Annotated in this window: 13 protein-coding genes; all 13 read right to left on the bottom strand. The window is 32.2% G+C overall.

What is annotated here, in order from left to right; all coding sequences use genetic code 11:
- Positions 1-66 precede the first annotated feature (66 nt).
- Entirely contained in the window at positions 67-1,008 is a 942-nt protein-coding gene (locus DF185_RS00285) for a hypothetical protein (protein WP_133249914.1), read from the bottom strand.
- A 237-nt stretch (positions 1,009-1,245) separates the two neighbouring features.
- The gene (locus DF185_RS24700) at positions 1,246-1,410 is read right to left on the bottom strand and encodes a DUF6678 family protein (RefSeq protein ID WP_369073403.1); all 165 of its coding nucleotides are present in this window, start codon (positions 1,408-1,410) and stop codon (positions 1,246-1,248) included.
- Positions 1,411-1,630: 220 nt separating this feature from the next.
- Positions 1,631-1,981: a hypothetical protein gene (locus DF185_RS00280; RefSeq protein WP_110358726.1), complete on the bottom strand. Its 351-nt coding sequence runs from the start codon at positions 1,979-1,981 to the stop codon at positions 1,631-1,633.
- 218 nt (positions 1,982-2,199) lie between these two features.
- A complete protein-coding gene (locus tag DF185_RS00275; RefSeq protein WP_165835898.1) occupies positions 2,200-2,733 on the bottom strand; it encodes an HD domain-containing protein in 534 nt (177 codons plus the stop codon).
- A 202-nt stretch (positions 2,734-2,935) separates the two neighbouring features.
- A complete protein-coding gene (locus tag DF185_RS00270; protein WP_110358724.1) occupies positions 2,936-3,517 on the bottom strand; it encodes a hypothetical protein in 582 nt (193 codons plus the stop codon).
- Positions 3,518-3,734: 217 nt separating this feature from the next.
- Positions 3,735-5,168 carry a TlpA family protein disulfide reductase gene (locus DF185_RS00265; RefSeq protein ID WP_110358723.1) on the bottom strand — a complete coding sequence of 478 codons (1,434 nt, stop codon included), beginning with the start codon at positions 5,166-5,168 and terminating at the stop codon, positions 3,735-3,737.
- Positions 5,169-5,331: 163 nt separating this feature from the next.
- Positions 5,332-5,931, bottom strand: coding sequence for a hypothetical protein (locus DF185_RS00260; protein ID WP_133249913.1), 600 nt, complete (start codon positions 5,929-5,931; stop codon positions 5,332-5,334).
- 85 nt (positions 5,932-6,016) lie between these two features.
- Positions 6,017-7,666: a HEAT repeat domain-containing protein gene (locus tag DF185_RS00255; protein ID WP_110358721.1), complete on the bottom strand. Its 1,650-nt coding sequence runs from the start codon at positions 7,664-7,666 to the stop codon at positions 6,017-6,019.
- Between the two features lie 391 nt (positions 7,667-8,057).
- Positions 8,058-8,648, bottom strand: a complete 591-nt coding sequence (locus tag DF185_RS00250) for a DUF6624 domain-containing protein (protein ID WP_110358720.1) — start codon at positions 8,646-8,648, stop codon at positions 8,058-8,060.
- A 174-nt stretch (positions 8,649-8,822) separates the two neighbouring features.
- The gene (locus tag DF185_RS00245; protein ID WP_110358719.1) at positions 8,823-9,167 is read right to left on the bottom strand and encodes a hypothetical protein; all 345 of its coding nucleotides are present in this window, start codon (positions 9,165-9,167) and stop codon (positions 8,823-8,825) included.
- Between the two features lie 33 nt (positions 9,168-9,200).
- Complete coding sequence (locus DF185_RS00240; RefSeq protein WP_207784535.1) at positions 9,201-10,655, bottom strand: hypothetical protein; 1,455 nt, start codon at positions 10,653-10,655, stop codon at positions 9,201-9,203.
- Between the two features lie 539 nt (positions 10,656-11,194).
- Positions 11,195-12,118 carry a carboxypeptidase-like regulatory domain-containing protein gene (locus DF185_RS00235; RefSeq protein WP_110358717.1) on the bottom strand — a complete coding sequence of 308 codons (924 nt, stop codon included), beginning with the start codon at positions 12,116-12,118 and terminating at the stop codon, positions 11,195-11,197.
- Positions 12,119-12,183: 65 nt separating this feature from the next.
- The gene (locus tag DF185_RS00230) at positions 12,184-12,387 is read right to left on the bottom strand and encodes a hypothetical protein (RefSeq protein ID WP_110358716.1); all 204 of its coding nucleotides are present in this window, start codon (positions 12,385-12,387) and stop codon (positions 12,184-12,186) included.
- Positions 12,388-12,394: the final 7 nt, after the last annotated feature.

The following is a 12,394-nucleotide window of genomic DNA, read 5'->3' as shown; positions in this document are numbered from 1 at the left end:
GTTTTCTATAAAGGAACGCGATAGAATCGAGCGCCAGCAAGGGCTTTTTTATGAGCGGATCTGTATTCATTCTATTGTGACATTTTCAGAAGTAGGTTTCATATAAATCTCACTATTTTTAAAATCAAATATCATATTGAAATTTGCAAAGAATTTATTACCAATCATCCCAACATATTTACTTGATTTATTTGATTTGAACATTTTCATTGCAACAACAAAATTTTTTGTCAGGTAGATATTTCCAATTTGAAACTTGTCTGGCATTATTATGGCTAATTTTGTTCTAGGATTAGGCCTAAATTTAGTTGTATCCTTTAAAAGAAGTCTGTCTGACTTAGATACAAACCTCTCTACTTCGGGAAGGTTTCTATTTACAAAAATCGCATTGGGGGCACCCAAATCAAGCAAAAAATTACCTTTTAACTCCTCGTTTGTATTTAGGCTGTCGTATACTTTCAAACTTGTGTTTATGTAGAGTCCCTTTGTTTTATCATCTGTTTTAGCCTCAAACTTGATATATTCAGGACTTAGTGTTTTTAAGTTTTTGTCAACAATCATATAGCTATCGCTTAAGTTAATTTCAACAGCTCCACTTAAATCTCGTAGTGGGTAAATGATATCATAATTTTTCCACGACTTTATTGTGGAAAAATCAGCAACTAAGGCATCAAACATTACATTATTTCCATTTACTTTTAGTGTATCTTTTATTAGGGAAAGAATTTTGATTTTATTTTGCTGCCCCCATAAGGCAATAGCAGCATCTTTGGATGCTTTTTCTGATTTTAAATCGGATAGTTTGTTCTGAGCAAACTTTTGATTGATAACGATTTTTGGAAAACCCGTTTCCAAGAAGACTTTTGCTTGTATAGAATCATGGAGTTTCCACTCCGAACATAAATGCCCGAATTTCATTTCTAATGGCAACTTTACCTCTTGCCCAAATAAAGATGCCCCGATGGTGAAACATAAAGAAATGGTGAGAGAAATAGATTTTAGATTCATTTTATTGTGGTATTTATTCTTTGGACTTTGATTTTTTTAATCTAACTGTTAACGGTTTGTCTATGTGAAGTGTGGAACTTTGAAATGCTTCACAATAAGGTTGCCACTGAGCCAATTTGTTTATTCATATTTTAGTTTTTATTGCCAAATCGTCATAGACGAATTGGCGTTGTTGATGCGAAGAACTGTGGTTGAATTAACCGCTGAACCCCGCATTACATATAAATTTTGTTAGGCTTATGTTGTTTTTATTCTATATCCATACACCTTAAATATTTCATCATTTATCTCAAATGGTATTGAATGCTCATTTAGTACATTTTCAATAAAGTCAGAAAAATCCTCTGTTTTTGGTTTTACAAGTCGACCGATATGAGTTGTTTTTGTTGGATTGATTTCCAATTATTCAATTAGATTAAAACCATCTCGCTCAACATCTTCCCACCAAACAAGGCTAAAAAGTCCATTATTTTCTGAATCAAACAAGTATTTAATATTTACTGATGGATTAAAGTTTTTGTTTTTAGTTATTCCCTAAATTAGTTCAGTCCATTTTGTATTATTCATACATGAACTAAGTTGATTCTCGAAAATGTATCTTTCTAAAGATTCTCGTCCCATTTTATTTAGTCATTACGTTGTCAAGAAATCCAGTTAGCAAGAAGGTATCATTTGAGAGTGCTACTTTTTCTTTCAATTCAGACAGCAAAGCCTTTAATGAAGCCTTTGGTCCATATTCAATTCCCTCTAGATTATCAGGGTCAATGCTAGAAAAATCATAAATACTTTCAATACCATCCTCCTTCTCATCAAATACTTCTACCAGAAAACAATAATAACCATCTTTATCCTTGCCAATAGAAACAAATCTATGACATGGCAAGTTATCAAGTTTGAATGTTCCTAAATACTGTTCAATTATCTTTCCAGCATTCAGATATGGTTCTATTTCATTTTCTTTTAAGTATCTCATTTAGATTTTATCTTGGTAATCATTTACAATTATGCCTAAGGTTAGGCTAACCTAACCTAGTTGGTTTATTTTGATTATCTCATTTTGTTTATTTATGAAGTTTGGGTCGCTAACCCAACCCCCAGCTACCGCACGAGTCTTCTCGTGTGGTTTTCTAAAAAGGAACGCGATAGAATCGCGCACCAGCGAGGGGGCTTCCTACTTGATTGTACAGTTTTTTATTGATTTTGCCATAAGATTAATTCATCAGATTTATTAGAAAGTTTTACTAAAATCTCATCTAGTTTTACATATACTTCCCAATAGTCAATATTCAAATTATCAGAAATGATTTTTCCGACCTTTTCTTCTAATTCCGCAATTCTTTTTCCTTTCCATATTTTATCTGATAAGCTTACAATTAAGTCTTCAATCGTTAAATTTTCTTCTTGCCAATTCCCATGTGTAAATGCAAATCTTGCCTCCTCTATTTTAAATCCATGATTTTGAAGAAGATATTTGCCTTTTAATTCATGTTTCCTACCTTTTTCATAAAGCTCTTTTGTGATTAAAGATTTTCCAATATCATGCGTGCCAGCTCCAAATAAAATCAACTCTTCATTAAAAACAATTGTCGGCCATTCCTGTTTTATTTGGTTAACTAATTCACTGGCTGTAGAGTAAACAATTTGTAAATGTCTTTTTAATCTTTCTGGTGAATCTACTTCCTCTAATAATTCAACTATTCTATTTGGTAAATCAATTACTTCCAATTCGCGCTTAATTGTGTATAACGGTCTTGCTAATTTTCTTGGGCGATTTAAAACTAATGTCTTATCAAACCGCCAAATAAGCAAGCCGCTTAAATTTGTTTATATTTTTTAGCAAATCAATTTTTAAATCACAAACACCTTTTGAAACAGGGTAGGTGAGTCATTCTACTGGCTTGCTGTGTTTATTAATTGAACTAAGCTTTCAAGTTGAGCGTAACCGCCCATGAAATTTAGCTTTTGTTGTATGTTGTTTTTTTCTGGCTTTCAGAGCTTGTTGGGCCTCATAAACTAAGTGTTCTTTAAATTTTTTCTCTTGTTCTTCTTTGGTTAAATCGGTGTAGTAAAACAGTGGACTTCCATCATCTAAGTCTTGAAGTTCTCTATACCAAGTATAAAGTTTTTCAATTCCTGCTTCTTGGCCTACATATTTTTCATCTTCCATGTCTTCTTTCTCGGTTTGGAACACCTTTGTGTAAAGTTCATTGTCAATTAATTGCATGATGTGAAAAGAATCTGAAGGCTTTGTAATCATTTGTTCTAAGTAATGATCCAGTAAAATGTTAGCAGATTCGGTTCTGTTAGGTAATGAAAAGCTTATTTCAGTCAATGCTTTTTCAAAATATTTTTGCCTCTCGTATGTTGGATTATTATCTGTCATACCTGCCAGGATGTAAAGTGATTCTGATTCATAACCTTCAATAAGGGCGTCTAGTGCCAATTGAGGTAGATGAGAATAGCTGTACTCACCAAGAACATACTTGCATATTTTTTCTTTGAACTTCATTCTTTATTTTGGTACGAGTAAAATTACACACAACGTTGGACTAACCCAACTTAGTTGGTTTATTTTGATTATATCATTTTGTTTATTTATTAAGTTTGGGTGGCTAATTCAACCCCCAGCTACCGCACGAGTCTTCTCGTGTGGTTTTCTAAAAAGGAACGCGATAGAATTGAGCACAAATCCAATATGACTTATACCATGTTTTATCGCCTGTAATTTATTCTTTTTCAATTAAATTGTTTATCACCTTAATTAAATCAAAATTGGTTCCTTTTAACATCTCATTTCCTGGAGCAGGTGCGTTTTCATCAACAATTGCTCCATTGGCATCTATTAGAACATATCTTGGTATTCCTTGAATATTGAATAATGCTTGTAATTCGGCATATTGATTTTCACTTAACAAGTAATGTACTCCACCCATCTGTTTCTCCCTTATGGTTGCTTTCCATTTATCTTTTGGATATGGTGCACAAAGGTTAATAACCAGGAATTTATCAGGATTAATTTTCTCTTCAATAATTTTTATATACGAAAGTTGTGCCATGCACGGTCCGCAATAGGGTGCCCAGAATTTTAAATAAAGTACTTTGTTCTTGTATTTTTCTTTTAATTCTTTTAGAATCCCTGTTTTGTCAATTTGTGTAAAGGATTGGAGTCTGGCAGAATTTAAACTTGGATTATTAAATATTGAAAGGCACTCTTCATATTTAGCGGTAAATTGTGTTTTTAGTTTCGTACTACCAATTGCAGGGAAATACTTTTCCATAAAGATTTTTGCTTGTGGAAACTCTTTGCTCCCAATTAGTGTATAAATTGCCCTGCAAAGAATAATGTCACGCAAAACAGAAGAATCTAATTCTAATATTTCTTTGGCTGATTCATTGGTGATTGGATTCGAATACTTCATTTGAATCCTATTTAGAAAATTGAGTGCATTTGGAGTCAATCTGATTTCATTTACATTTTTCATTAATGTATCGACTAAACAATAGTACTCGTCGGGGATAGTTCTTTTTTGATTGAAAATATATTGGTTCAGAAATTCATAATCTGCAGTTTCCGATACAATAAAAAAATCAATTTCATTTTTTAATTCTTGTTTCTCAATGTTATTTAAATTTTTACTAACAGAGAATGAGTCAATGGTTAAAATCAATGTATTATGAATCGAATCTAATAACCTCTTAAATTTTTCTTCCGAAAGTTCTTTTAAAATTGTAGGGTTTACATTTTTGTTTATTGTTTTCTGAATCTCACATTGAACGAATTTAAGGTTATCGTTAATTTCTTGATGGTTTTGCTTAGTAAAGTTGACTTCAATATTTTCATCGTATTCAATTGTAATGGTGTCGTTAGGAGAGACGAAAACCGGAATCCTCATTGTAGAATTGATTCCGAAAAAAATAGTTTGTGAAAAATCAATGGCAATTGAATAATTAAAATTTCCAGCAGAATCAATTTCAACAAGATGAACTTCCTCTTCCTCAGAGAATACTTCTTTTTTAGAAAGAGTAATATTAGAAATCGCATCATCAAAATGTCCCGTGAAGAATACAGTACTTTTGTCATTACTAATCTCACTCTTTTTGCAATTAACAAACACTAATGCGATCAGGAATATGAATATAATATTAATCTGTTTACTCATCAATTTATTATTTGCTGCTAATGGTCTTACTCAACTTTAAAGGTTACCAATTGTTATCGGAATTGCAATTACCGCCAATCAACGCTTGCGTTTATTGTTTTAATTTCATTATCTGGTTGGGCGTCGCCGCCCTTAAATTTTAACTTTTGTTATAGACCGTAATTTAATCTTTGTATATAGCCAGCCTAATTTTGTTATATGTATTCTTTTCATTGCCAAATATGAATAAATAAGCATTCATCCCATTCTTGTCAAGCCACTTATAACTATCTCGAAAATTTCCTTTCTTATTATAAACTGAACTTACCTCAACAACTGTCGGATCTCCATATAATTTCATTAAAAACGAACTTAATTCTTCATATTTTAACTTAAATACTTCTCGTCGTTTATCATTCTCCTCTTTGCTATGAAAGTACCCAGGTTTATGTTTTAAGTCCTTCCATTCGTACATTACTACTCGAATGGTACTATCTTTAGTATAATGGTAATCTGTTTTTATTGAAAAATTAGGTTTTTCAAGGCGTAAGAAATCTTTTGAGATTTCAAACTCGTAATTATTCTCATTCGGATAAATCCCTTTACCTAAACTAACTCTACGACTGCGAGAAATATCTTTTGACTTATATTTCTTTTCAAGGTTAAGAGCATACTCCAATTTAAGATTATTAAATGTTGAAATTCTATTAGATAATATACCTTGTTTGGAAGTTTTACAGCCAATCAAGCCTATGATTAATATGCTTATTATCGTGTATTTCATTTTTATGGCCTATAACGTTCCGGGTATGGTGTCGTAGCTGACGTTAGGAAGCTATGCACTATACCCATTGTTGGGGCATCGTTTTTTACCAATTCATTAATATTTCATTTACTAATAACTGAATATTTTGTTCTTTACTATTCTTGAAACTAGAAATGTAATTTTTAGCTTTTTCTCCTTTTATCATAGACAAAGCACTAAGAAAAACCTGTGCATTGTAGTCACTCGCTTCACTTTCTTCTTTGCAGGCTTCAATTATTAAGTCAACAGAATTTTCATCTTTTAATCGTCCAAGTCCCAATGCAGCATTTCTTTTTATGAATGTGTCTTCTTCCTTATCGCTCAATATTGCTCTAAAAATTTCCCTATGACTGGCAAGAGGGAAAGTAGAAAGGTATTCTATTGAACTTCTTTTCCAATCTCTGTTTGGGTTGTCATTATAAATAGACTCAAAAGTCGTTTGTAAAGTATCTATATCGTTATTGATTAGAATGTCTGTAAACGCTACCGTTCTGTATACAGGAGATTTTATTAATCTTATGATTTCATTAATTACCAATGGTGAATCAGCCCTTTTCAGAGCAGACGCTGTCCAATACCGAACTGAAGAGTCATTGTGGCTTAATAATTCGAGTAGGATATTTATAGATTTTTCATCAGTTCTTCCCTCTAAACCTTTTACCAAGTATTTTATTATATCAGGGTTTTTGCATTCCATCAATGTCAATTGAAGTTCGGGAAGAATTTCGTTTGAGTAAAGAAGCGGTTGTTTATTGTTATTGAAGTAGTACTCTTTAGGTACTGGTTTAGTTCGTAAAACTTCAAGCCAAAATTTAACGTTTTCGGGATTGGTTGATTTGTAAAAACCATCTAAGAAATCTTCTGAAACAGTGTCCTGCTCTGCAACAAGAGCTTTTAAGTAATCAACATCATCTTTTGTTAGACTATTTGCTAATGCTTCTATTGCAATTGAACGTGTTTGAGTGCTATCTAATAATGGTTGGAAGGATTCAAGCAGATTTCCAATTTCCAAAACTTTAACCGAGTAAATAGCATAGCCTTTTATGTTGTAATCCCAATTTTTAACAGCTTCAAGTAATAATTTTTCGGTTTTTTCATTTTTTTCTGTTGCTGATAAAATTTGAGCTGCTAGAATTTTTGCTGTTACATTTTCGCTGTGGATTCTTTGATATGCTGTTGATTGTAAAGAATCTGGGTTTAATTTAAAATATAATGGAAGCATATGGGCGTCCCCAAATGTTTCATTCTCTACTAGAAAATCGAATAATGGAGTAGTGTATTCTGTGTTTAGATAAAGTAATGCCATTCCCGCCCAAATGAGATTTCCTTTGTTTGTTTCAATCTCTATTTTTTTAAGCAATCCTTTTTCAAATGATTTGTCCCCTGAACCTGCAATGACTAAATAAGCTAAAATTCTTTGGTACGAGTTATCAGAGTCAAAGAGTTTGTTAATGTTCTTTTTATATATTTTTTCAGATTTAAAGGAATTCAAAGGGTATTGTTGAATAGACTCTCCTTTAATTCCTGCTGTGAGTTGAGTTATATCACTATGAGGAGTCAAAAGATTTGAATAGGTTCTGAACATTTGATTTAGTTGTTCTTCGTCAAAACCTTGGTCGAGAGATTTCTCAAAATCAATCTTAAAGTCTTCTATTGTCTGCGAAAAACTATAGAAACTAAAGGTCAAGAATATTAATGTAAGTAGTTTTCTCATTTTATTTAATGTGCCCCAACGTATGGCTAAATTGCAATGCACTTTATATTACTTATCCGTTGGTTTTTGTAAGTTATTGTGTTTGTTATTATCTAAAATCCTGTCTAACAAATTTTTAATTTTTGCAAGAGATTATTTGCTCATGCGGGTGTAAATCACTCTTGCATCACGTCTTATCCTCCCTAGCTGCCACACGAGTTCTCTCGTGTGGTTTTGTTATAGAAATGGAGCCACACGAAGGGATTGATTTTATCGAACTTCGTTTCGTGCGGCAGCGGCGCGATTGCGGATTTCAAACCTATCAAACTGTTTAGATATTGATGCGGGCTAAAACCGTTGAATTTACCACTGTCACGCCTATTCTTTATATAGATTGTTGTGTGTGGTATTTCTAGTTAGCGTCAAATGTAATGTTAAATCTTTTTAGATAATCTTCTATTGGTTCTAATCCCATTTTCTGTCTTCTTTCATTGACAGTTTCTGGCTCTTCTAAATCATACAATTTGCCATTTTTAATTTGGCTTCCATATATTTGAGGTTTACCTTCATCCATCAGAATTCTATCTTTCATTAAAGCATAATGCTCTTTGCTTAAATCGCCATTTTTTACAGCTTTTTCAATAAGAGGAAAATACTTTTTTCGATATTTATATTCAGTATGTTGCAATCCCAACCAAATTGCATTCATTTGTTTTTGATTTACTTCCTTTAAGGTTGGCATTCCACATTTTTCAATAATACTTATAACTAATTCTTGATTCCTATGGTCTTCCTTTGCATTCTTAATTAGATTATTCTCTCGTCTTATTTTTTGGTCACTTTTATAGACTTCATTTAGTATTTCGATTTTCTTACTGCAGTCAACATCAACATAGTCAACAGAACCAACGTAAGTAAATTTATCTCTGTTGATGTATAAGAATATCGATACTATCGATATTAGAGATAATAAAATAATGAGGAAAACTTTAATCTTTTTCATTTGTTCTTATTTTTTTGTTTTTAATTATATCACACACAACGGTAAATTGTATGAGTAGTGGCAGATTGCGTGGTAGTTTCCTGTCAAACCGCTATGCAGTTTGAGCGGGCTACAAACCTTGATATTTACCACATTGCCTGCCATTACTTATACAAAATGTTGTGTGCAGTTTTTTTACCTAAAACGTAAATTTTGCATTTCATTTATTAAATCAATTACAATTTCTATTGTTTCTTGATTGCCTTTATCATCATTTTTAGTATTCTCCAAGAATTCTAAGGTTCTCCTTTTATTATAAATTTGAATAGGATTATCAGTATCCTCATTATACCTAAAACCATGGGGAATTAAGCTTTCATATCTGATTCTTGTTGGAAATTCATACCTTAAGTCGATTAGTATGTATTCACTTTCAGGTAATTGAAGCCTAACTTCGTAACAGTGCTCTGACTCAAGGTCTTTATGTGTTAAGTAAATTTTCTCAGTACTTAATATCTTCCTTTTTGTTTTCCAATGCATATTGTACGTTTTTGTTGAATCAAGTAATCACATTTAGTTATCCTCAATTTTATCAATAGTCTTTTTTAATAATGAAATATCGTCTTTGTTATCAAAGAATGAACCATCTTTAATTACTACAGTCCGCGAATCTGGAATCAATTTTCCAATTAATTCTTCTATTTCATCTAAAACTGGTTTTAAAAGCTCAATATCTTTGTTAAAGACTTTTTTAGCATCTGCAATATTTTTTAAACCTTGATGCATATGAGTGTATAAATTAATCTTAAATTGAACAAGATTGGAGTCCCCAGCCAATTGACTGTAATCCCCTTTCATAACACGATTACTTGATTCATATAACTGTTCAGATATTTCATTAATCAAATCATCTTTACTCAATTTTGAGTGAGGATAGATTTTAGGAATCATTTCTTGAGGCATTGTCTTTGATATTAATTTCAAACTCAATCGCTTAAAAAGATAAGGAGCTGCAATACCAATACTAAATACGTGTATTTTATTGAAGAATAGTAATTCGTGGGTTATTTTCTGTTGAATATGCTCATGAATTTGAGAATTAACAAAATCAAGTTGCTGTTTGTTAATCACTCCAATTACATCAGCAATGCTTGTCATAAGTTTTTTTAACTCATCACCTTTTATAAATTTAAAGAATTCTGTGCTATACCCAAAGAAATCTACGAATCCCAAGTTTATTCTATCTTTATCTTCTGTTTCTCCGATTCGCTGTTGTAGTGATTTTAAATCAATATCTGTTAGCATTCTTAACCCATAGTCATCTAATGCTTTCCTAATTACATTGTCAGCTCCTTCCAAATCAACAACTGACATTATTTTAAAAAAACTTTGGGCAAGTTTGATATTCGAATTTAGTTCTCTTGATAAATCCGTCGAATTATAATATTTGACACTTATTTTCTTAAGAATATCATAAATAGCTTGTGTAGGTTGATTTGCCGTAAAGGAGCTAAACGATTCATATTCATTTATTACTTCATCTGTATACTTGGTTATTACGTTATCCGATATTTCCTTTTCAATTTCAGAGTTGAAAGACTTTATTAGTGTTAGTGTTGGCTCCGTTATATCATAAGAAACAAATAAATAATATTCAAAATTCTCCCTGTTTGGTAATATTGCAGTGTCTTTAATAGCAAATAGTGCAAACTTTATTAACTCTTTCAAAAATTGAGGTTTCGTAAATCTAGCTTGATATTTTTTGCATTGTATTAATCCCGAAACTTCTCCATTTTGATAAAGTACACAATCGCGCCCCCTTTCTGCAACTCCCTGCATTAATGCAATATCAGTATGATTTCCGAACGATTCATTTTCAATTTTTTCTTTTACTAAAAGGTATGATAGCAATTCAAACTCTCTATCTGATAAATCTGAAAAAGGGAAAGTAGTTATACCTGACTCAACAGTCAGAGGTTTATATTTTCCTAATAATTCGTTTTGTATTTGCTCTTCAGTAATTTTCATAATTTATAAGTTCACTTCTTATCTCAATCGCTCACTCAAAATTGCACACAACGTATATATAAAGTGCAATGCACTTTATCTACTTTATCTGTTGTTTTGTGTATGTTGTTGTAATTTAGTTGTTTATCTTTTAGGATTGTATCTAACGGCCTTTTAATTTTTGCAAGAGATAATTTGCTCACGTGAGTGTAAATCACCCTTGCACTACTAGCTTCATGTCCCATGCTCATTTTCACATCTGGCAAATCTGTCCTTTGTTCTTTTTACATCATTTTCATGTGTGGTGAAAATCAAATTTATAAACAATCATTTTCAAAGCAAATATTTTACAGTAATAAATTTTAAGAGAATTATCTATTTTACCCATAAACTTGTATTTGCGCACTATTCAGGAAGAAAATTAGAATCAATCTACATAATTATGATGGAATATCAACCAAACTTTGACATTATTGCCACAAATTGGTTTTGTTTGCTCCCTTTTTGGTACAATTCGAAGTTTAGCAGGGGATAAGACACCTACTATATTTTTATGCTGATTATACCGAAGCTTCAGCTTCTAAGGGAATGGCTTCCATTTCCAAATACATTTTGCTTTGTTCCGATTTGTAGCGGCGAATGGGCACAAACAAGCTTTTGTAATTGATATTTTCTACAATCAATTGGTATTCCCCTTCAGGAAAATCTTTGAATCGAAAGCTTCCTTTTGCGGTAATGTGCGTAGATAAGTCCAAACCTTCCACCCATACCTTGCCCAGGGCAATGGGTTCGCCTGTGGCTTTGTCTTTTAGGTAGCCCAACACATCGAAATGATGTTGTATCTCTTTGCTCTTTTGTCGGGTAGCAAAATAGTATTTCACAAAATCGGGATGGAGAGAGCGTAAATTTTCTATGCTATGGTCCAGCTTGCCGTTCAAAAGCTGATTGATCTTCTTCTGTAGCATTTTGTATTCGTTCTTAGCATTGGCCTTCTCCTCTTTTAATGCAAGCAGCTTGAATCGCTTTTGCTCAAAGGCTTTGCAATCCTTCTCTACATCTGCAACAATTGCTTTGCTAATGCCATAGGGTTCCAAACTTGTAACATGCTCTTTGGCTATGTCGATGCTTTGCTTGTAATAATCAATCAGATCCAATTCGCTGAGCCATTTTAGGTGTTTTTTCGAAACATATGCCTTTTCCAATATCTCGCTATCGCATACCGAGTTGGCATAACAGACCAAGGCATTGGAAAAAGAATAGAGTTTCAGCTCCAAAGCTTTCTTAATGGTATTTTTTTCATCAATCAACCACTTTATGGACTGATCTGCTTCCTCTTTCAATTTCAACAAGCCTTGTAAATCAAAAGTAAATTCATCTACCTGGACTTTGATGCTCACATTGCTTTCATAAATGCTCACATTCTGGCTTAAAGCCTCTTGTGTTTGCAAATAAGAATCTAATTTTAAATTACTGGCTCTGTTCATTTTTATATAGTTTAAGTAGTTTACTCCAAATTAAAACAATATTCAATTATTTTGTTTTTAATCCCTTACGCGTTTTTCGAATCAACAGCTGACTTCTTCCATTTTCCAAGGATCGGAATTGATTTACTTCCTTTCAGAATCGAATTTCTTCCATTCTGAATTGATTTTCCTTCAATCTGGATCAATTTTTCTTCATTCTGAATCGATTTTCTTTCATTCTGAATCGAATTACTTCCATTCTGGATTGATTTTTCTTCATTCTGAATCAATTTTCCT

The sequence above is a fragment of the Marinifilum breve genome, from assembly GCF_003202155.1.
GTDB classification, from domain to species: domain Bacteria; phylum Bacteroidota; class Bacteroidia; order Bacteroidales; family Marinifilaceae; genus Marinifilum; species Marinifilum breve.
The sequence above is the reverse complement of the archived record's forward strand: the minus strand, read 5'-3'. Positions and strand labels throughout refer to the sequence as shown.

Coding starts and splice junctions, on each gene's coding strand:
- DF185_RS00240 (WP_207784535.1), bottom strand. CDS start 10,655: ATGAAAATTACTGAAGAGCAAATACAAAACGAATTATTAGGAAAATAT.
- DF185_RS00260 (WP_133249913.1), bottom strand. CDS start 5,931: ATGAAATACACGATAATAAGCATATTAATCATAGGCTTGATTGGCTGT.
- DF185_RS00265 (WP_110358723.1), bottom strand. CDS start 5,168: ATGAGTAAACAGATTAATATTATATTCATATTCCTGATCGCATTAGTG.
- DF185_RS00285 (WP_133249914.1), bottom strand. CDS start 1,008: ATGAATCTAAAATCTATTTCTCTCACCATTTCTTTATGTTTCACCATC.
- DF185_RS00270 (WP_110358724.1), bottom strand. CDS start 3,517: ATGAAGTTCAAAGAAAAAATATGCAAGTATGTTCTTGGTGAGTACAGC.
- DF185_RS00235 (WP_110358717.1), bottom strand. CDS start 12,118: ATGAACAGAGCCAGTAATTTAAAATTAGATTCTTATTTGCAAACACAA.
- DF185_RS00255 (WP_110358721.1), bottom strand. CDS start 7,666: ATGAGAAAACTACTTACATTAATATTCTTGACCTTTAGTTTCTATAGT.
- DF185_RS00250 (WP_110358720.1), bottom strand. CDS start 8,648: ATGAAAAAGATTAAAGTTTTCCTCATTATTTTATTATCTCTAATATCG.
- DF185_RS00280 (WP_110358726.1), bottom strand. CDS start 1,981: ATGAGATACTTAAAAGAAAATGAAATAGAACCATATCTGAATGCTGGA.
- DF185_RS00245 (WP_110358719.1), bottom strand. CDS start 9,167: ATGCATTGGAAAACAAAAAGGAAGATATTAAGTACTGAGAAAATTTAC.